A 19,726-nucleotide genomic window follows, 5' to 3' on the forward strand; every position below is an offset into this window, starting at 1 on the left:
AACCCTGCATGCCTGCAACGGTGTGGCGCGCCGGTGCAGGCATCGGCGCACCATTGCCGGTGGTAGCGTGGAGCTCCTTTCACAGGAGTCACGACCATGCTGGACTGGAATGCCTACCGCAAGGAACTGAAGGGCCGCATCGGCGAGATCGGCAAGCTCTCGCCGGACACGGTCAAGGGCTACGCCACCCTGGCCAATGCCGGTGCCCAGACCAACCACCTGGATGCCAAGACCCGTGAGCTGATCGCACTGGCGGTGGCGGTGACCACCCGCTGCGACGGCTGCATCACCGTGCACGTGGACGCTGCGCTGAAGCATGGCGCCAGCCGCGAGGAAATCGCCGAAGCACTGGGCGTGGCGGTGTCGCTCAACGCCGGCGCGGCGCTGGTGTATTCGGCACGGGTGATGGACGCGGTGGCCGCGCACGAAAACGCGTGAAGCCACGCTCTGTTTCCCGGTAGTGCCGGCCGCTGGCCGGCAATTCCTGCATCTTTGTATGCCCAGTGGGATGCCGGCCAGCGACCGGCACTACCCCGGGGCCGAGCCGCTGCCTCAGCGCAGCTGGCTCTCGGCGAAATCCCAGTTGACCATCTGCCAGAAGGCATCCAGGTAACGCGCGCGATCATTCTGGTAGTCGGTGTAGTAGGCGTGCTCCCAGACATCGCAGCACAGCAGCGGGGTGCTTTCGCCGGTCAGTGGCGTGCCGGCGTTGCGGGTGGCCTGGATGCCCAGCTGGCCACCGGGGTGCTGCACCAGCCACACCCAGCCCGAGCCGAACAGGCCCAGCGCAGTGCGGTTGAATTCCTCGCGCAGGCGCTGCGCGTCACCGAACTGGCGCTTGACCAGCTCGCCCAGCCGGCCCTGCGGCTCGCCGCCGCCGCGCGGGCGCAGGCACTGCCAGTAGAACCCGTGGTTCCAGGCCTGGGCGGCCGCATCGAACAGCGTGCCCTGGGCATGGCGCACGATCTCTTCCAGTGACGCCTCCTCCCACTCGGTGCCGAGAGTGCCGGCGTTGACCGCGTCGACGTAGGCGCGGTGGTGGCGGCCGTGATGCAACTCAACGGTCTGCGCGGACAGGTGAGGCTGCAGGGAGCCGGGGAGGTAGGGCAGGGCAGGCAATTCGACGGGCATGGACAGGTTCGTGGCCAGGGGGACGGCGGCAGCCTGTTCCATCCGCTTACAATGGCGGCTACCGTGGGCAGTCTAGCCGACCATCACGGTCGGTTTGTCCGGCGAAGCAAGGAGTGTGGTTGTGGCGGTAATGCAGCAAATCCAGGCCGAGGTCGATCGTTACCCGCTCGTGCTGTTCATGAAGGGCACCCCGCAATACCCGATGTGCGGCTTTTCCAGTCGCGCCGTGCAGGCGTTGATGGCAGCCGGCGCCGTCACCCTGCGCACAGTCAACGTGCTCGAAGAGCCGGAGATCCGCGCCAACCTGCCGCGCTTTTCCAATCTGCCGACCTTCCCGCAGCTGTTCATCAACGGTGAGTTGATCGGCGGCTGCGACATCGTCATGGAACTGTTTGAATCCGGCGAGCTCAAGCGCATCGTCGAAGAGGCGACCCAGGGATGAGTGCCTGGCCGTCGACGTCACCGACTGACGGGGCGATTGATGGCCGTCCGTTGCAGGATCGCGTCGTACTGGTCGCCGGCGCCGGGGGCGGGCTGGGCAGTGCCGCGGCGGTCGCCGCAGCGGCAGCCGGGGCCACCGTGGTACTGCTGGGACGCAAGCCGCGCCGGCTGGACCGGGTCTATGCCCAGGTCCAGGCGGTCGGTCCGGAACCTCTTCTGTACCCGCTGGACCTGGAAGGCGCCGGCCCCGATGACTATGCCGAACTGGCCCAGGCCCTGCAGCGCGAGCTGGGGCGGCTGGATGGACTACTGGTCTGCGCCGCGCATTTCCCCGGGCTGACTCCGTTTGAACTGGCTGACCCGGCCAGTTTCGCCCGCGCGGTCCATGTCACCCTGACGGCCCCGGCCTGGCTGGCCCAGGCCTGCCTGCCGCTGCTGCGGCAGCGCGAGGATGCCGCCCTGGTGTTCGCGGTCGATGCCCCCGACCGGGTGGGGCAGGCCTATTGGGGCGGGTACGGCGTGGCCCAGCACGGCCTGCGTGGCCTGATCGCCAGCCTGCACGATGAACTGGGCCGCAGTCCCGTCCGGGTCAGCGGCCTGTACCCCGGCCCCCTGCGCACGGCGCTGCGGGCACGTGCCTATTCCATCGACCAGGACCCGGCTGCGCAAGGCCCGGAAGCCGCGGCGGCCGCGGCGGTGACCCTGCTGTCCGCCGCTGGGAGCACCTGGCGCGGGCAGATTCTCGACGCCAGTGGGATGCCCCGGGAAAAGTGAGTCCCGTGGAAAGGCGGAGTGAAGAACCCGTCACGATTGCGTTGCGAACCGGTGCCGTTTGTCGCACAACCGTCACATTGATGGCGTAGCGTGTTAATCTAGTGTTAACCGTTAGGGCTGCCTTCAGCCGAGCGGTAGGGAACCCCAGATAACTCTCCGATCAGCCACCCGCAGGGCTGCTTGGATGCGCTTTTTTTCCGCCATCGCCAACTCGCATCGAGGCTACCGAAAAATGACCCACCCACTCCGGATGTCCAAGCTCACCCTTGGTCTCGTGGCTGCACTTGCTGCCGCTCCCGCCTTCGCCCAGAGCACCTCTGCCGGTGTCGGCGGCCAGGTCGTGTCCCGCAGCGGCCAGCCCGTTGCCGGCGCTGAAGTCACCATCACCCACACCGAGTCGGGCACCGTTTCGCGCGCGACCACCGATGCGGCCGGCCGCTACAATGCGCGCGGCCTGCGCGTGGGCGGTCCGTACTCGATCACCATCACCAAGCCGGGTGAAGGTACCAAGACCGAAGATGGCGTCTACCTGGGCGTGAACCAGACCGGCACAATCAATGCCACCCTGGCCGGCGACCTTGCCGCGACCAACCTGGACACCGTGCAGGTCACCGCTGTCGGCGGTGGCTCGGAAGTGTTCAGCGCCACCAAGATGGGCTCGGGCACCAACATCAGCCAGCAGCAGATCGAAGTTGCGCCGTCCGTCGGCGGCAACATCCAGGATCTGATGCGCCTGGATCCGCGCGTCACCTTCATCGATCGCGCCTCGGGCTCGATCTCGGCCGGCGGCCAGAACCCGCGCTTCAACTCGATCAACATCGACGGCGTCTCGGCCAGCGACACCTTTGGCCTGGAAGGCAACAACATGCCGACCCGCCGCCAGCCGGTCGCGATGGAAGCCATTGAAGCCCTGGACATCAACCTGTCCAACTACGACGTCAGCATCGCTGCTGCCGCCGGTGCCACCGTCAACGCGGTGACCAAGTCGGGTACCAATGAATTCCACGGTTCGGTGTACGGCACCTACCGTGATGGCGACTGGTTCGGCGACAACCCGGAAGGCCAGCCGTTCAAGGGCTTCACCAAGGAAGAAACCTACGGCATGACCCTGGGCGGCCCGATCGTCAAGGACAAGCTGTTCTTCTTCGCCAACTACGAAAAGTTCAAGCAGGCCGCCCCGGGCGCCGACCTGAGCGGCACCGCGCTGGGCAAAGCCAATCCGCAGTTCACCCTGGCTGACGTGACCCGCGCGCAGCAGATCGCGCAGAGCTATGGCATCAACGCCGGTGGCCTGGAAAGCAACGGCGACACGGAGATGGAAGAGTACGCGCTGAAGCTGGACTGGAACATCAGCGAGAACCATCGCGCCAACATCCGTTACAGCAAGATCGACCAGAGCAAGCTGCGCATCAACGGCATGGCCACCAGCTCGGCCTCGTTGAGCTCGTACTGGTACCAGCATGACAAGACCAACGAGAGCTACGTCGCCCAGCTGTTCAGCGACTGGACCCCGAACTTCTCGACCGAATTGAAGGCGTCGTACCGCGAGTACTCGGCGATCCGCAACGTGTCCACCGACGCGCCGAGCATCCGCATCTTCTTCGGCGGCAACGAGGCTGCGCCGACGGGCGACTCGCTGTACCTGGGTACCGAAGTCAACTCCCAGGACAACATCCTCCAGACCAAGGCATGGAACTACTACGCCGCCGCCACCTGGACCCTGGGTGACCACGACGTCAAGTTCGGTGCGTCGTACGACACCAACGACATCTACAACTACTTCGGCGCCAACTCGTGGGGTGCCTACACCTTCTACGGCCTGGACAACTTCGCCGCTGGCCGCTGGAGCAGCTACAACTACAACCCGGAGCGCACCCCGGGCTCGATTCCGGCTGACTACAAGTACAGCAACCTGGCCCTGTTCGTGCAGGACACCTGGTATGTCAACAACAACCTGACCCTGACCCTGGGTGTGCGTGCCGACCGTGCCGACACCAGCCCGGCCCCGACCTACAACGCTGCAGCCTCGACCTTCTTCGGTCGCGACAACAGCGAGGTGCTGAGCAACAAGTTCCTGATCCAGCCGCGCGTCGGTTTCAACTACACCTTCGACAGCGAGCGTCAGACCCAGCTGCGCGGTGGCGTGGGCCTGTTCCAGGGTGATGCGCCGCAGGTGTGGCTGAGCAACAGCTACTCGGCCACCGGCTTCAACAATTCGGTGTACGCCTACACTGCCTACGATCCCACGCTGCGGTTCAGCCCGAACAAGGACGGCCAGCCGGTCCCGACCACCCCAGGCTCGAACCGTCAGAACGTCAACTTCGTCGGCAGCGACTTCAAGATGCCGTCGGTGTACAAGGCCAACCTGGCCTTCGACCATGAAACGCCGTGGTACGGCATCGTGGCTTCGGCCGAGCTGCTGGTCACCAAGGTCAAGGATGCCCTGTACTACAGGAACCTGAACCTGGGCCCGGTGCAGCAGTTGGGTCCGGACGGTCGTGAGCTCTATTACGCTGCGTCGCGCAACGGCAACCTGTGGACCAATAACGATGCCCGCTTCGGGCGGAACCGCAACTACGACGCCGTCTACGAAATCGCCAACACCGACAAGGGCCGCACCTCGCAGTTCACCGTGTCGCTGAGCAAGCCGTGGTCGGACGCCAGTGACTGGTCCTGGAACATCGGTTACACCTACACCGACGCTACCGAAGTGGGTTCGCTGACCAGCTCCACCGCAAGCTCGGGTTGGAACTACCAGTACGCCTTCAACGCCAACAGCGAAACCGAGAACACCTCGCGCTACCAGATCCGTGACCGCCTGTCGGGCTCGCTGAACTGGAAGCACAAGTTCTTCGGCGACTACGAAACCAAGGTCGGTCTGGTGTATGAGGGCCGCAGCGGCCGTCCGTACAGCTACGTGTACGTGAACGATGCCAACGGCGACGGCCGCTCCGCGAACGACCTGTTCTACGTGCCGAACCCGGGCGAGGTTCTGTTCGGCAATCTGGTGGGCAGCAACTTCACCCCGGATGCGGCAATGGAGAAGTCGTTCTACGAATGGCTGGCGGCCAACCCGCAGCTGGCCAAGTACGCAGGTGGCTACGCTCCGGCGAACCAGTTCCGTACCGGCTGGATCAACACCTTCGATATCCGTATCAGCCAGCAGCTGCCGGGCTTCATGAAGGGTCACAAGTCGGAAGTGTGGCTGGACATCCAGAACGTCGGCAACATGCTCAACAAGAAGTGGGGCAACATCTACGACTACGGCTTCTTCGCCGATGCGCGTGTGGCTACCCTGCAGGGCATGAAGGACGGCAAGTACGTGTACAACTTCCGCGGCGCTGACCTGCCGACGGTGGCCAACAACGACGCAGACGGCTTCGACGTCGGTGTCTCGCAGTGGTCGCTGCAGCTGGGCTTCCGCTACCAGTTCTGACGCACTGATGTAACGCTGTTGTAAAAGGAAACGGCCGGGGAAACCCGGCCGTTTTCCGTTCAGGCGAAAGTCCTTGCAGGTCGCCTGGCAACGGCGTAGCATCCAGAAATGTGCGCGGTGCCAACGCCGCCGATGCGGTCCCGGAAAGGCGGACGCGGGCAGCACTCATCCAACGGTCGGTCTTCCCGGCCGTTTTGCTTTTTAAGGGGGCGGCAGTACAGTCGGAAACCTTGAAGGAAGCGAAAAATTGGATATGACCACGAACGAAAAATCGGCCCGTGCACTGCCGGTGCAGGATGCGCGGATCTACCCGCGCGGTGGGCTGGATGTGCTGTCGCGGGCCGAGGTGGCCCGTCTGCGCGATGCCTCCGCCGGTGGCATGCACGAGCTGCTGCGCCGCTGCGCGCTGGCCGTGCTGACCAGCGGCAGCGCCTCTGACGATCCGCGCGCCGCGCGCGATCTCTACCCTGATTTCGACATCCAGGTGGCGCAGCAGGATCGCGGCGTGCGGATCGATCTGGTCAACGCGCCGGCGATGGCCTTCGTCGACGGCGAGATCATCCGCGGCGTCGCCGAACTGCTGTTCGCCGTGGTGCGTGACCTGGCCTACATGGCCATCGAGATGGGCCCGGCCTATGCGGCCGAGCTGGAGTCGTCCGAGGGCATCACCAATGCGGTGTTCGGCCTGCTGCGCAACGCGCGCATCCTCAATCCGGGCGACCCGAATCTGGTCGTCTGCTGGGGTGGCCATTCGATCTCGCGCGACGAATACCTGTACACCAAACAGGTAGGCTACGAGCTGGGTCTGCGCGGCCTGGACATCTGCACCGGTTGCGGCCCCGGTGCGATGAAGGGCCCGATGAAGGGTGCCACCATCGCCCATGCCAAGCAGCGCCGTACCGTGACGCGTTACATCGGCCTGACCGAGCCGGGCATCATCGCCGCCGAGTCGCCGAACCCGATCGTCAACCACCTGGTGATCATGCCGGACATCGAGAAGCGCCTTGAGGCCTTCGTCCGCATCGGCCACGGCATCATCGTGTTCGCCGGTGGCGTCGGCACCGCCGAAGAGATCCTGTACCTGCTCGGCATCCTGCTGCGCGAGGAGAACAGGGACCTGCCGTTCCCGCTGATCCTGACCGGCCCGACGGTAGCGGCACCGTATTTCGAGCAGATCGATCGCTTCATCCGCCTGACCCTGGGCGATGCGGCGGCCGAGCGCTACGAGATCATCATCGGCGACCCGGTCGCGGTTGCGAAGAAGATGGCCAGCGGCATCAAGCGCGTGCGCGAGCACCGCCTGGCGCAGAAGGACTCGTTCTTCTTCAACTGGTCGATCGAGATTCCGTGGGAGTACCAGCAGCCTTTCGTACCCACCCACGAAGCGATGGCAGCGCTGGACCTGCACCACGGGCGTGCCCCGCATGCGCTGGCGGCCGACCTGCGCCGCGCGTTCTCGGGCATCGTCGCCGGCAACGTGAAGGAAGACGGCATGCGCCGCATCGAGCAGTTCGGGCCGTTCCAGATCCACGGCGACCCGGACATGATGCAGGCGCTGGATGCGCTGCTGCGCGCCTTCGTCGAGCAGCGCCGGATGAAGATCTCCGGCGAATACCAGCCCTGCTACCAGGTGCTGGCCTGAACCCGGGCCGGCGCGATGGGGATCGCGCCGGCACTGGCAGGGGAGGGCGGGTCGTCAAGCCTTTGACGCCCGTCGCCCCGGATTGACCGTTCATCCTGCCGCCGCTTGCCGGTGGCGGGGCGATGGCCCATCGTGGCCACCAACACGCTGGGGAGCGTCCAATGTCTTTGCGCCGGCAAAACGGCTTCACGCTGGTTGAACTGATGGTCACCATCGCCGTGGTGGCGATCCTGGCTGCGATCGCCTTTCCAAGTTTCCAGAGCACGATCCGTTCGAGCCGGGTGAGCTCGACCAACAACGAGGTCCTGGGCCTGCTCAGTCTTGCCCGCAGCGAGGCGATCCGCAGCAACCGCGGTGGCGGCGTCTGTGGAAGCAGCGACGGTGCCAGCTGTGATGGTGGCTGGTCGGGCGGCATGCTGGCCTTTGCCGATGCCAATGGCGACGGTGCGCTGTCGGCAGGTGAAACCGTCCTGCGCTTCGTCAGTGGCAATCCCAAGCTGAAGATCACTGGGCCGGCCACGGAGATCGCCTTCGACGGGCGCGGCCGTCGCCGCGCCAGCGCCGAGCAGGATGTACGGCTGGAGCCGGACGTCTGCAGCAAGGGCGCACTGCACAAGCGCACACTGACGGTGAACGCCTCCGGGCAGATCCGCAGCACTAAGGAAGCCTGTCCATGACCACCCGTACCTTCCGCGCGCGCCAGGCCGGGGGCTTCACCCTGCTGGAAGTACTGATCGCCATCATCGTGTTGGCGTTCGGCCTGCTGGGTTTTGCTCTCTTGCAGACCATGAATGTCCGCTTCGTGCAGAGCGCCAATTATCGAACCCAGGCCACCAACCTTGCGTACGACCTGACCGAGCAGATGCGCAGCAACCGCTTCCAGGCGGCCTGGTACACCGGCGCGTCGTTCGCGGCAGGCAGCAAGACCGCCGCCACCGCGTGCACCAGCGATACCGGCGACGTCTCCATTGAAAAGAAGATCGCGCGCTGGCAATGCCAGGTGGTGAAGGCGCTGGGCGACGATGCAGGCGCCGATGTCACCTTCAATGGCGGCGTGGTCAATGTGGCCATCACCTGGGGCGACCAGCGCTGGGATCCGGATGACCCGGACAAGGCCACCACCTTTGCATTGGCTACGGAGCTGTGAGCATGCGCCTGAACCGACGTGCCACCATGGCCGGCCTGTCGCTGGTGGAACTGATGATCGCCCTGGTAATCAGCCTGGTGCTGATGCTGGGGGTGGTGCAGGTCTTCATGGCCTCGCAGGCTGCCTCGCGCCTGTCCGAGGGGGCCTCGCGCGTGCAGGAGAACGCCCGTTTCGCGCTGGATTTCCTTGAGCGCGACATCCGCATGGCCGGGCACATGGGCTGCGTGAACGACCAGGCCCACGTGGTGAAGAACCAGGGCGATCCGGTATCGCATCTGGGTGCATCCTCGGGCGATGGCAGCCCGCTTGATTTCAGCGTTTCCATCCAGGGCTTCGATGCACCGGGAACCGCACCGGGCGGGAGGCTCGCACTCGGGGCGACATGGTCCGCACCGTCAGCGCTGCCGGCAGCGATCACCCGGCTCAGCCCTGCGCCGGCAGGCGGAAGCGATGTGCTGGTGCTGCGCTACCTGGCCCCTGAGGGGGTGCCGGTGACCGGCATTTCGTCCAGTGGCGGCAATGCGCTGCTGGACATGGACAGCACCCGGGTGGCCAGGCTCACTTCGGGGGGCGTGGCGGCACCGACCTTGTTCGGCATCGCCGACTGTGCCCATGCGGACATCTTCGCCGGTACGTTGAGTGCGGCACGTGTGACCGCGCCCTCGCTGGACCTGTCGCGCTATGCCGCGCAGCCGACCGGGCAGACGATGCTCTATCGCGCCGAGTCGATGGTCTATTACGTCGGCATCAATCCGGAAACCGGTCAGCCGGGCCTGCGCCGTGCGCGCGCCAACAGTGCTGGCGCCTATGCGGTCAATGAAGAACTCGTGGAAGGCATCGAAAGCCTGCAGCTGCTGTATGGCCTGGACAGTACCGCCAACATCAGCCTGGGCACGCCGCCGGCCGGCAACATCACCCGCCTGGCCGCCGCGACTGGCGTCAGCAGCAACGCTAACGCTGCCGGTGCCGCGCAGTGGCTGCGGGTGGGGCAGGTGCAGGTGGGGCTGCTGGCACGCAGCCCGACGCCGTCGTCTTCGAGCACGCCGGCCAACCCGCTGTCGGTACTCGGCGTGGGCTTTGCCAGCAGTGACAGGCCTGACGGCCGCTACCGCTCTAGCTATGAAGTCTCGATTGCACTGCGCAATCGCCTGTTCGGGAACTGATCATGACGACCTTCTCACGTTCGTTCAGGCCCGCCTCCGCTCGCGCCCAGCGCGGCGCCGTGCTCTATGTCGCGTTGATCATGCTCATCCTGCTGGCGCTGCTCGGCATTGCGGGCATGCAGGTGGCCGGCATGCAGGAGAAAATGGCAGCGAACTACCGCGCCGCCAACCGGGCCTTCCAGAACTCGGAGGGCGTGGTGCGTGCGGCCGAACGCTCGGTGGAGAAAATCGCCAACCGTCAGGATGTGGGGAACGACAGCCTGGTGCAGTCCAGCACTCTGTCGCGGGTCTGCGATGACGGCTTCGATCCGGCCATCTGGGCTGAAAGCCACCGCAACCAGATGCGTCCTGCGGTCAATGTCCGCCAGATTGACAGCTGTGTGATGGGCGAATCGTCGCTCGACATGGGCCGTCCGCTGGAAGACGTCACGCCGATCTACCAGATCACCGGCTTCGCGACCGACGACGCCGATGCGAGCTCGTCGTCGGTTGTCATCGATACCGTATTCAAACTCTGAGGACGCAGGCCATGGCTTCGCGCAAATTCCGTTTCATGGCCGCAGGCGGCGCCGCACTGGCGCTCGGGGGGGGCTATGTCTTCTACAGCCTGATGGCGGCCCAGGCCCAGGGCACGCTGGCGCAGGCGCCGCTGAACATCCAGGTGCAGACGCCGCCGGCCTTCCTGATGGCGCTGGATGATTCCGGCTCGATGCTGTGGGAAACGTTGAACAACACGCGCGATGGCGTGTACCGCTGGGATGGCAGTGGCTTCTACAACCAGGGTGCCGTCAACGGCTACGATGGGTCTGGGCAGCGCTACCTGTACGTCTTCCCCAGCTATGGACGCGACGACCAGGTAGCCATCCCGCCGCTCGACAGCTTCGGTTTCGCCCGATCGCCGGACGTCAACCCGTCCTACTACGACCCGCGTGAGATCTATCCTGGCTGGAAGACCGGCTTGTCCGATACAGCCCTTGCCAACTATCTGGACATCAGGGCGTCCAGCGCGCCGCTGGACCCGCGTCCGGGCAATGCACCGAACAAGATCGCCGGCGCGCTGGACCTGACTGTGGACTCGCTGTTGACCAGCATGGACACCGGCGGGCGGACCGGCGCGAACTGGCGCTTCCGCTTCCGTTCCGGCATGACGCTGCCGGTCGGAACCCGTATTGAGCGTGGGCGATGCAACCTGAGCGGGGGGGCTGTCCGGCAGGAAGGCTCGTTCGACAACGTGACGCGCCAGACTACCATCAGCAGCTCAAGCTGCGATGCTGCCGTCGCCTTCTATCCGGCTACGTTCTTCCTGGCAGATCCGTCCACGCTGCCGGCGGAATATGGGTACACCGCGGCTCCTGTTGCCGTTGCAAATCCTCCGGGCGGCCGTCCGGGTACGTTATACAAGTACGAAATCAAGCTTGCGAACTTCGGCAACAATCAAGCGAAGTACAACGCTGCCATGCAGAGCTTCGCCAACTGGTTCAGCCTGTACCGGACGCGACGCGAAGCGCTGATCGGTGCGGCCACGAATGCGCTGTACGACACTACCAATCTGCGCGTGGGCTGGTTCCGTATCAATGGCCGCCGCGCGGTGACCATGTTCAACATGACCAACGAGCCGGAGAAGCAGCAGCTGCTCAGCCAGATCATCGGCGAAATGCGGGCCAGCAGCAGTACGCCCAATCGTTCCGCCGCACAGTACCTTGGCGAACAATTCCAGCGCACGGATCAGAACGCGCCGGTACTCCTGTCATGCCAGAAGAACGCGGGCATGCTGTTCACCGATGGCTATATCAATGAGTCCGGCAACACGACGCTGATGAAGGATCTCGTAGCGCCGTACTACAACAGTTCTCTCGTGCCGGGCAAGGAGACCAATTCCGTGCCGGTGCCGGCCGAGTGCAAGGGGCCGAATCCAAATCCGTCGCTGGATTGCAAGACCCACCTGCACATGAATTTCTACGGCGTGACGCTGGGCACGCAGGGCAAGGAGTTCGGCGTCCGGTACCTGCCGGATCCGCTGCGCCCGTGGGTGCTCAGCCCCGACCCGTACGTCGTCAAGCCCAACTTCCCGACGACGACGCAGGACCTCAAGCCTGAGGCCGTTGATGAGCTGTGGAACGCGGTCTATGACACCCGCGGTGAAATGGTCAACGCCACGCGCCCGGCCGAAATCACTGCAGCCATGCGCCGCATCATCAGCAACGTCGCCCAGGGCGCCACGCCGTCCGGCTCGCGTTCGCTGACCGGCGCACGCATCGGCGTCGGCTCGTTGTCGGTGGAGCCGTTCTACGAGGCCACCAACAACGGCACCGACTGGTACAGCAAGTTGCGCGCCTTCAAGCTGAGCGTCGAGCCGTCCACCCGCAAGATCGTTTCGGAAGAGGCCTGGGAAGCATCTGCGAAGATGCCGGCGCCTGCATCACGCCGCATCCGGTTCTGGCGCAACGGCGCGCTGGAAGACTTCACCGGCAGCAATGTCAGCCTGGCCAATCTGTGCACCAAGTCGTCGACGCTGTATCCGGGCATCCTGATCTGCAGCGCGTCCGAGCTGGCCGGCCTGACAACGGATTCCACCACGGCCGTGGCCTACCTGCGTGGTGAAACCTCCGGCGAGAAGCGCAACGGCGGCAAGCTGCGTGATCGCAGCACGGTACTGGGCGACATCATCACCTCCACCCCGGTGCTGAGTTCGCCTCTGGATGACTATGGGTTTGGCCGCCTCCCGGGCACGATGGGCAGCAGTTACGCCGCCTACATGACCACCAAGCGCAATGGTCGCCGCTACATGGTCTACGCCGGCGCCAACGACGGCATGTTGCATGCCTTCGATGGTGGCATGGGCGCCGACGGCCAGATGGACGCCGACGGTGGCAAGGAGCGGTTCGCCTACATTCCCTCGACCGCGTTGGGCCACATGGGCAACCTGTTGCTGCCCAACGACCCGACCAACCAGAACGCCCAGCGTTTCCAGCACCGTTACTACGTCGATGGCCCGGTGACGATCAGCGACACCTACGGCAGCAACGGGTGGACCACGTCACTGGTGGGCACGGCCGGTGCCGGCGGCCGCAGCGTGTTCGCGCTGGATGTGTCCGATCCGGGCAACTTCGGCGCCACCGGCTCCCTGCTGTGGGAGATCAGTGACCTCGATGCTTCGCTTGACGATGCTGTGCGCGCCAACATCGGCCATGTGCTGGGCAAGCCGGTGATCGTGCCGGTGAAGAATGCCGACGGTTCGGTGGGCTTCAAGGCGATCTTCGGCAACGGCTACGAGAGCAGGAGTGGCAAGGCGGTACTGTTCGTGGTTGACATGGTGGCAGGCCGCACGCCGACCATCCGCATGATCGAGGCGATCGAGTCGGGTACCAACCTGCCGTCGGGCAGCAACGGGCTGGGCAACATCGTGGTGGTTGATCGCTGGGGCGGAACCGGGCAGAACGCGCAGGTGCGCGATGGCCTGGCCGATACGGTCTATGGCGCCGACAAGCGTGGCGTTATCTGGAAGTTCGACCTGCGCGGGACCACCGCGCCAACCGTACCGTTGTTCACCACCGATACCCATGTCGATCCCGCCGACCGCCGGACCTACCGTCAGCCGATCACCGGTGGCATGACGGTGACCACCGGACCGTCCGGTGGCGTGATGCTGATCTTCGGCACCGGCAGCTTCTCCTACTACGGTGACGAGAGCGATACGGCGGTGCAGGCGTTGTACGGTATCAACGACACCGCAGCGGGCCAGCCGACGACGACGCTGACCTCGGCAAACCTGAGCTCGTATACGGCCGAGATCGGTTCCGGCGTGCGGACATTGCGTGGCGGGACCGTGCCTACGGTCAGCCGCGGCTGGACCGTGGTGCTGGCCAACAAGGAGCGTGCGGTCGGTAATCCGAGGATCGTGTCCGGCGTGGTGTTCTTCCCGACCTATATTCCGTCCGATGCTCAGGGTTGCTCGGTGGACGGTGCGAACTGGTTGCTCGGCCTGCAGGCCAGCACCGGCCAGGCCGCGATGTCGCAGGTGCGCTTCGGAGCCCCCGACGGCCGATCGCCGGGGGCGGGTACGGCCGGCGTTGCTCTCAACACGGGCGGCAACGCGCCGGTGAGGGACGTGACGACGTCGGTGGTGCCGCGCCTGGCGCCGCCGGACAGCACTCCCGGCAACCCGCCGCCGCAGCCGCCCGGCGAGGCGTGCCTGATGCAGATCTCGGTGGCCGGTGCTGATCCGATGTACCTGCCGTACCCCTGCGGCCGTCAGTCCTGGAGGCAGATCCAGTGACCGGCGTCCATTCTTCCCCGGCAGCAGGAGCCCGTGCAATGCGCCAATCTTTCGCGGCGGGTCGTCTGGCCCGCGGTTTCACCCTGATCGAGCTGATGATTGTGGTCGCGGTCGTGGCAATCCTCGCCGCGATCGCGTACCCGAGCTACAGCGAACATGTGCGCAAGTCGCGCCGGGCCCAGGCCAAGGCCGACCTGGTCGAATATGCACAGTTGGCCGAGCGCTTCCATACGGTCAACAACACCTATGTCGGTTTCAAGTTCCCGGGCAATGCCGATTCGATCAACTCCCCGCGCGAGGGCGGCACGGCGGCCTACACTTTGTCCATGCAGACCGCGCAGTCGACATTCACCTTCACCGCCACCGCGGTCAACGCGCAGGCGAAGGACAAGTGTGGAAACTTGACGCTCAACCAGGCCAACGTGAAGACCGCCAAGACCACGCTGTCCGAGTGCTGGTGACACTGCTGGAAACAGACGACGCAAGCATGTGAACGGGAGTGTTGCACTCCCTGTTCGACGTGATTACAATGCGCGTCCCCGCCCGAATAGCTCAGCCGGTTAGAGCACTTGACTGTTAATCAGGGGGTCGTTGGTTCGAGTCCAACTTCGGGCGCCAGATGTTACACATCAAAGGCTTGTGGACTTCCGCAAGCCTTTTTTGTTGTCTGCTTGAGGGCGCAGGGCAACGTTCAGCAGGCTTGCCCGGCCCGCAGGGTGGACGAACGCGCCCGCCCACTGTTGCTGACGATGACCCGCGCGTGCTCGCGTCCCCGCACGCAGACGCGCAGCGTCAGGTTGCTGCCGGGGCTGCGGCCATCCGGCTGGAAATAGAGTTGCGGTCGCCCGCTGCTGCTGGCCGCACTGATCGTGACATCCGGGCGGCCGCCCTGATGCAGGACAATGGCATCGGCCGTGGATGGGGGCTGCCACGCGCCTGCGGCCCGGTAGGCAATCCAGCCCTGGCTCCAGTCGTCCCCGCAGCGCTGGCCGTCCGCGCTGGCGCAGAGGCCGATCAGTTCGCGACGCATGATGGCCTGGCTGCGTGCCGTTGCCAGGGCGGCCTGCAGGCTGAACCGGGTGGCTTCCGCGCGCTGGTGCAGCAGCAGCGCCTGCAGCGAGGGCCAGCCGGCGGCCAGCAGCACGGCCAGTACCGCCGTGACGACCAGGATTTCGATCAGGTGCATGCCGCGCGACGCGGCGCAACCGGAAGAGCGGGGAGGGCGCATGCATCCAGCCTCCGCGCCCGGCTGTGCGGCCGCCATCGGGAAACCCCGTAGCGTCCTGCCCGGCAGCCCCTCAGCCGGCCGTCACTCCTCGCCCCGTATACTCACCCTTCCCGGGAACTGGCAACACCATGAGCGACAGTTTTGAACTTGTCTCGCCGTATTCGCCGGCGGGCGACCAGCCCGATGCCATCGCGAAGCTGACCAGCAACTTCGAGGCCGGCATCGCCAAGCAGACCCTGCTGGGCGTGACCGGCTCGGGCAAGACCTACACCATCGCCAACGTCATCCAGAACATTCAGAAGCCGACGCTGATCATGGCGCCGAACAAGACGCTGGCGGCGCAGCTGTATGGCGAATTCAAGGCGTTCTTCCCGCACAACGCGGTGGAGTATTTCGTCAGCTATTACGACTACTACCAGCCCGAAGCCTACGTGCCGTCGTCGGACACCTTCATCGAGAAGGACAGTTCGATCAACGAACACATCGAGCAGATGCGGTTGGCCGCGACCAAGACCCTGCTGTCGCGCCCGGACGCGATCGTGGTGGCGACGGTGTCGGCGATCTATGGCCTGGGCGCGCCGGAAGACTATCTGTCGCTGCGCCTGATCCTGTCCAAGGGCGAGCGCATCGACCAGCGCGACCTGATCAACCACCTGACCCAGCTGCAGTACACGCGCAATGAGTACGAGCTGCAGCGCGGTACCTTCCGCGTGCGCGGCGAAGTGATCGACGTGTTCCCGGCCGAGTCGGACAGCGAAGCACTGCGCCTCGAACTGTTCGATGGCGAGGTCGAGAAGATCACCCTGTTCGACCCGCTGACCGGCGAGACGCTGCGCAACATGCAGCGCTTCACGGTCTACCCGAAGACGCACTATGCGACCACGCGCGAGCGGGTGCTGGCGGCGATCGAGACGATCAAGGTGGAGCTGAAGGAGCGGCTGGAGCAGCTGTACGCACAGAACAAGCTGGTGGAGGCACAGCGCCTGGCCCAGCGCACCCAGTTCGACCTGGAGATGATGGCCGAGGTCGGTTACTGCAACGGCATCGAGAACTACTCCCGGCACCTGACCGGCAAGAATGCCGGCGAGCCGCCACCGACCCTGTTCGACTACCTGCCGCCGGATGCGCTGCTGGTGATCGACGAATCGCATGTGACCATTCCGCAGATCGGCGCCATGTTCAAGGGTGACCGCTCGCGCAAGGAAACCCTGGTTGAGTTCGGTTTCCGCCTGCCGTCGGCGCTGGACAACCGCCCGCTGCGCTTCGAGGAATGGGAGGAGCGCTGCCCGCGCAGCATCTACGTGTCGGCCACGCCCGGGCCCTATGAACTGCGTGAAGCCGGTGACGAGATCACCGAACTGGTGGTGCGCCCGACCGGCCTGATCGACCCGGTGGTGGAGATCCGGCCGGTCGGTACCCAGGTCGACGACCTGATGAGCGAGGCCAACGCGCGCATCAAGGCGGGCGACCGCGTGCTGGTCACCACGCTGACCAAGCGCATGGCTGAAAACCTCACCGAGTACCTTACCGAACACGGTATCCGCGTGCGCTACCTGCACTCGGACGTGGATACGGTCGAGCGCGTGGAGATCATCCGCGACCTGCGCCTGGGCAAGTTCGACGTGCTGGTCGGCATCAACCTGCTGCGCGAAGGCCTGGACATGCCCGAGGTATCGCTGGTGGCGATCCTCGATGCCGACAAGGAAGGCTTCCTGCGCTCCACCGGCTCGCTGATCCAGACCATCGGCCGCGCCGCACGCAACGTGCGCGGCAAGGCGATCCTGTACGCCGACAAGATCACCCGCTCGATGCAGGCGGCGATCGATGAGACCGACCGGCGCCGTGCCAAGCAGGTCGAGTACAACGAAGAACATGGCATCGTGCCGCGCTCGGTGGCGCGCCCGATCGTCGATGTCCTCGAAGGCGCGCGATCGGATGCCGCCGAAAAGGAAGCCAAGAAGGGTAAGGGCAAGGGCCGGGCGGGTGTGGCCGAAGAAGCGGCCGACTATCGTTCGCTGTCTCCGGCGCAGCTGGCGACCCGTCTCAAGGCGCTGGAACAGCAGATGTACCAGCACGCCAAGGACCTGGAATTCGAGGATGCCGCACGGGTGCGTGACCAGATCCGGCAGCTGAAGGAAGCCAGCCTGGGCTGAACGTGGCAGTGCAGCATCATCTTCACAAAAGTGTTGCGCTTCACGGCCCGCATCCGTAATATACGCGGCCTGCACCGACGCAATCGCGGAAATGCAGAAGCAAAACGGGCGGTTAGCTCAGCGGTAGAGCACTACCTTGACATGGTAGGGGTCACAGGTTCGAACCCTGTACCGCCCACCACGAAGTCCTCGGAAGAGGGCTGTCGTGAAATGCAAAGCCCGGCCCTGGCGCCGGGTTTTTACGTAACAAGGCCAGCCTTCGGGCGGCAAGAACACGATGGGCGGTTAGCTCAGCGGTAGAGCACTACCTTGACATGGTAGGGGTCACAGGTTCGAACCCTGTACCGCCCACCACCTGCTCCCGGCGTTGCCGGTGAAGTGGTGGAAACGATGAAAGCCGGCCCCGAGGCCGGCTTTTTTCGTTCCGGGGAGCCTGGCGTTCCCGCGAAGCTGCATCCGTGCCGGTTCAGTGGCATGAAATCAGTGGGTAATGCTGATCGAACGCTGGATGCGCCACTGGCCGTCGACGCGTTCCCACAGCTGCGCCACACCTACCCGGGCCAGCGCAGGATGAGGGCTGGCGCCAGTGTCGTCTGGCGATTGCTGGCTGCCCAGCCGCAGCACGCGGTCCTGGCGCAGGTGATAGAGCTGAAGGGGCTGCACTTCATGCATGGCCTGCCGATCCTCGGTGCGCAGGATCTGGCTGCGCAGGGCATCCTCGGTGGGCCCGCAGCCGTCGCCGAACAGGCTGGAGAACAGCAGGATCAGGGCAAGCATCGGCATGGCACGGTGCTCCAGCGGGAAAGTGCGTGCAGGCTGGCATGGTCGGCCGGGCACCGCAGCCGGCCTGCGACGAAGGCGGGGATTGGGCCGCCAAAGGCAGGCAGATGGCGATGAATCCGGGCCGCGCAGGCGTAGACTCGGCGCTGCTGCGCAACTGCGCCATTACTGCAAGGAACTGCCGCATGGGTGATCACGTCCCGGTGTCCAGGCCCAATCCGCTCCTGGAACACCTGTTCGGCGGCAACATGCTGGAAGGCACGTTCAAGGCAGTGATCTGGGTCGCAATCCTGAGCGCGCTGCTGGCGTGGACCACGCTGCGCTGAATGACGCTGCCGCGCCGGGCCTGCCGGGTTGCGGGTCCTGCTGACCCGATGACTCCCGCTGCCGCCGGTGCGGCGGCAGTGCCTGTGCGCGTGCCGTCAGGCGCTGAAGGCCTGGCGCAGGCTGCGCAGGGTGGCCTGGCGGTGTTCCCTGGCCGTTGGCTCGCCCATCTCCAGCTCCTGCAGGCGCAGTCCGACCAGGGTCATCGACAACGCATAGCCGTGTGCCGCGTCGGCAACGCGTGACAGGCCCACTGCACGGCGGGCCAGTGCATTCACATGTTCAAGGTCGGGCATCAGTCCCAGATAGGCGCGTTCTGCGCTGTCCAGGTCCGGTGCACGCAGGATCGCGTGGGCGTCTGCGGTGTGGGAGACGGAGGCCATGGGGGTCCTTGTCAGGGGCAGCGACAGCATCGTTCGGCCACGTTGCGGGTGATGGCTGCGCATGCTGAAGGGGCAACATTGTCAGAACATTGCGCCTGCAACCGCTGGCATGCATGGGCGCAAAACCATGGCCCCAGGCACTATGATCGGCAGCGTTTCCGGTAGACGAGTTCCTGATGCGCATCCTCCTGGTCGAAGACGATCCTGATCTGTCCCGCGCCCTGCAATCGGGCCTGGAGCGGCAGGGCGTGGTCGCCGACGTGGTCGGCAGCCTGGCCGAGGCCGCGCTCGCATTGCGCGAACCGGTGCACCAGCTCCTGCTGCTCGACCGCCAGCTGCCCGATGGCGATGGTGCTGGATTCGTCGCGTCGGCGCGTGCGCTGCGGCCGAATCTGGCGGTGATCATGCTGACCGCCAAGGGCACGCTGTCGGACAAGGTCGAAGGCCTGGACGTCGGTGCCGATGACTATCTGGTCAAGCCGGTGGCGATCGAGGAACTGATGGCACGCATCCGCGCGGTATCGCGCAGGCCTTCGGCGATGGTGACGCCGAGCCTGCGGCTGGGGCGGCTCGAGTTCGATTTCGAATCGCTGCAGGCACAGGTGGAGGGCCAGCCCCTGGCATTGCCGCGTCGGCAGGTGCTGGTGCTGCAGGCGTTGGCGATGCGGCAGGGCCGCACGGTTACCCGCAGTGCCCTGGAGGCTGCAGTGTACGGGTTCGATGATGAGATCCAGTCCAATGCGCTCGATGCGCATATCTCCAAGCTGCGCAAAGCGCTGCAGCAGGCCGGGGCGGGGGTGGAGATCCACGTGATCCGCGGCGTCGGCTACCTGCTGGCGGAGGCCTGA

Annotated in this window: 18 protein-coding genes and 3 tRNA genes; 17 read left to right on the plus strand and 4 right to left on the minus strand. The window is 65.2% G+C overall.

Going from position 1 to position 19,726, the window contains the following annotated elements; genetic code table 11:
• Window positions 1-96: 96 nt before the first annotated feature.
• Window positions 97-438, plus strand: a complete 342-nt coding sequence (locus KXV01_RS02570) for a carboxymuconolactone decarboxylase family protein (protein ID WP_019659022.1) — start codon at window positions 97-99, stop codon at window positions 436-438.
• A gap of 114 nt (window positions 439-552) precedes the next feature.
• On the opposite strand, the gene KXV01_RS02575 is transcribed toward KXV01_RS02570, so the two are convergent.
• A complete protein-coding gene (locus tag KXV01_RS02575) occupies window positions 553-1,131 on the minus strand; it encodes a superoxide dismutase (protein WP_049435954.1) in 579 nt (192 codons plus the stop codon).
• Window positions 1,132-1,252: 121 nt separating this feature from the next.
• Here KXV01_RS02575 and grxD point away from each other — a divergent pair, with 121 nt between their 5' ends.
• The 11 genes from grxD to KXV01_RS02630 all read left to right on the plus strand — a co-directional run bounded on the left by grxD (window position 1,253) and on the right by KXV01_RS02630 (window position 14,628).
• A complete protein-coding gene (grxD, locus tag KXV01_RS02580) occupies window positions 1,253-1,573 on the plus strand; it encodes a Grx4 family monothiol glutaredoxin (RefSeq protein WP_005415957.1) in 321 nt (106 codons plus the stop codon).
• Window positions 1,570-2,346: an SDR family NAD(P)-dependent oxidoreductase gene (locus tag KXV01_RS02585; RefSeq protein ID WP_049440423.1), complete on the plus strand. Its 777-nt coding sequence runs from the start codon at window positions 1,570-1,572 to the stop codon at window positions 2,344-2,346. The genes grxD and KXV01_RS02585 overlap by 4 nt, the downstream gene beginning before the upstream one ends.
• Before the next feature lie 232 nt (window positions 2,347-2,578).
• On the plus strand, window positions 2,579-5,782 hold the full coding sequence (locus tag KXV01_RS02590) for a carboxypeptidase regulatory-like domain-containing protein (RefSeq protein ID WP_263467495.1): 3,204 nt from the start codon (window positions 2,579-2,581) through the stop codon (window positions 5,780-5,782).
• A 253-nt stretch (window positions 5,783-6,035) separates the two neighbouring features.
• Window positions 6,036-7,424 carry a nucleotide 5'-monophosphate nucleosidase PpnN gene (ppnN, locus tag KXV01_RS02595; protein ID WP_049416387.1) on the plus strand — a complete coding sequence of 463 codons (1,389 nt, stop codon included), beginning with the start codon at window positions 6,036-6,038 and terminating at the stop codon, window positions 7,422-7,424.
• Between the two features lie 161 nt (window positions 7,425-7,585).
• The gene (locus tag KXV01_RS02600) at window positions 7,586-8,101 is read left to right on the plus strand and encodes a GspH/FimT family pseudopilin (protein ID WP_100477851.1); all 516 of its coding nucleotides are present in this window, start codon (window positions 7,586-7,588) and stop codon (window positions 8,099-8,101) included.
• Window positions 8,098-8,571: a type IV pilus modification protein PilV gene (gene pilV / locus KXV01_RS02605; RefSeq protein ID WP_049416379.1), complete on the plus strand. Its 474-nt coding sequence runs from the start codon at window positions 8,098-8,100 to the stop codon at window positions 8,569-8,571. Before KXV01_RS02600 ends, pilV begins: the two co-directional genes overlap by 4 nt.
• Window positions 8,572-8,573: 2 nt before the next feature.
• Window positions 8,574-9,734 carry a PilW family protein gene (locus tag KXV01_RS02610; RefSeq protein WP_049416378.1) on the plus strand — a complete coding sequence of 387 codons (1,161 nt, stop codon included), beginning with the start codon at window positions 8,574-8,576 and terminating at the stop codon, window positions 9,732-9,734.
• Between the two features lie 2 nt (window positions 9,735-9,736).
• Window positions 9,737-10,252: a PilX N-terminal domain-containing pilus assembly protein gene (locus KXV01_RS02615; RefSeq protein ID WP_049416375.1), complete on the plus strand. Its 516-nt coding sequence runs from the start codon at window positions 9,737-9,739 to the stop codon at window positions 10,250-10,252.
• An 11-nt stretch (window positions 10,253-10,263) separates the two neighbouring features.
• On the plus strand, window positions 10,264-14,010 hold the full coding sequence (locus tag KXV01_RS02620) for a PilC/PilY family type IV pilus protein (RefSeq protein ID WP_111096504.1): 3,747 nt from the start codon (window positions 10,264-10,266) through the stop codon (window positions 14,008-14,010).
• Window positions 14,011-14,048: 38 nt separating this feature from the next.
• Complete coding sequence (locus KXV01_RS02625) at window positions 14,049-14,471, plus strand: type IV pilin protein (protein WP_049416370.1); 423 nt, start codon at window positions 14,049-14,051, stop codon at window positions 14,469-14,471.
• 80 nt (window positions 14,472-14,551) lie between these two features.
• Window positions 14,552-14,628, plus strand: a tRNA-Asn gene (locus tag KXV01_RS02630).
• Window positions 14,629-14,701: 73 nt separating this feature from the next.
• On the opposite strand, the gene KXV01_RS02635 is transcribed toward KXV01_RS02630, so the two are convergent.
• Window positions 14,702-15,238 (minus strand): GspH/FimT family pseudopilin, encoded by a 537-nt coding sequence (locus KXV01_RS02635; protein ID WP_258390898.1) that lies wholly within the window; start codon window positions 15,236-15,238, stop codon window positions 14,702-14,704.
• A 128-nt stretch (window positions 15,239-15,366) separates the two neighbouring features.
• On the opposite strand from KXV01_RS02635, the gene uvrB reads away from it, so the two are divergent.
• From uvrB to KXV01_RS02650, 3 genes are all read left to right on the plus strand, one after another.
• A complete protein-coding gene (gene uvrB / locus KXV01_RS02640) occupies window positions 15,367-17,391 on the plus strand; it encodes an excinuclease ABC subunit UvrB (protein ID WP_049412758.1) in 2,025 nt (674 codons plus the stop codon).
• A gap of 106 nt (window positions 17,392-17,497) precedes the next feature.
• Window positions 17,498-17,572: transfer RNA gene (locus KXV01_RS02645), tRNA-Val, on the plus strand.
• A gap of 98 nt (window positions 17,573-17,670) precedes the next feature.
• Window positions 17,671-17,745 (plus strand) — tRNA-Val (locus KXV01_RS02650).
• Window positions 17,746-17,871: 126 nt separating this feature from the next.
• Here KXV01_RS02650 and KXV01_RS02655 read toward each other — a convergent pair.
• The gene (locus tag KXV01_RS02655; protein WP_049415873.1) at window positions 17,872-18,174 is read right to left on the minus strand and encodes a hypothetical protein; all 303 of its coding nucleotides are present in this window, start codon (window positions 18,172-18,174) and stop codon (window positions 17,872-17,874) included.
• Window positions 18,175-18,356: 182 nt separating this feature from the next.
• On the opposite strand from KXV01_RS02655, the gene KXV01_RS02660 reads away from it, so the two are divergent.
• On the plus strand, window positions 18,357-18,497 hold the full coding sequence (locus KXV01_RS02660) for a hypothetical protein (RefSeq protein WP_167692840.1): 141 nt from the start codon (window positions 18,357-18,359) through the stop codon (window positions 18,495-18,497).
• A 96-nt stretch (window positions 18,498-18,593) separates the two neighbouring features.
• Here KXV01_RS02660 and KXV01_RS02665 read toward each other — a convergent pair whose 3' ends face one another.
• Window positions 18,594-18,878 (minus strand): hypothetical protein, encoded by a 285-nt coding sequence (locus KXV01_RS02665; RefSeq protein WP_049415868.1) that lies wholly within the window; start codon window positions 18,876-18,878, stop codon window positions 18,594-18,596.
• 176 nt (window positions 18,879-19,054) lie between these two features.
• Between KXV01_RS02665 and KXV01_RS02670 the strand changes: the two genes are divergently transcribed.
• A complete protein-coding gene (locus KXV01_RS02670; RefSeq protein ID WP_049415866.1) occupies window positions 19,055-19,726 on the plus strand; it encodes a response regulator transcription factor in 672 nt (223 codons plus the stop codon).

The sequence above is a fragment of the Stenotrophomonas sp. Ps181 genome, from assembly GCF_025697425.1.
Taxonomy (GTDB): Bacteria; Pseudomonadota; Gammaproteobacteria; order Xanthomonadales; family Xanthomonadaceae; genus Stenotrophomonas; species Stenotrophomonas sepilia.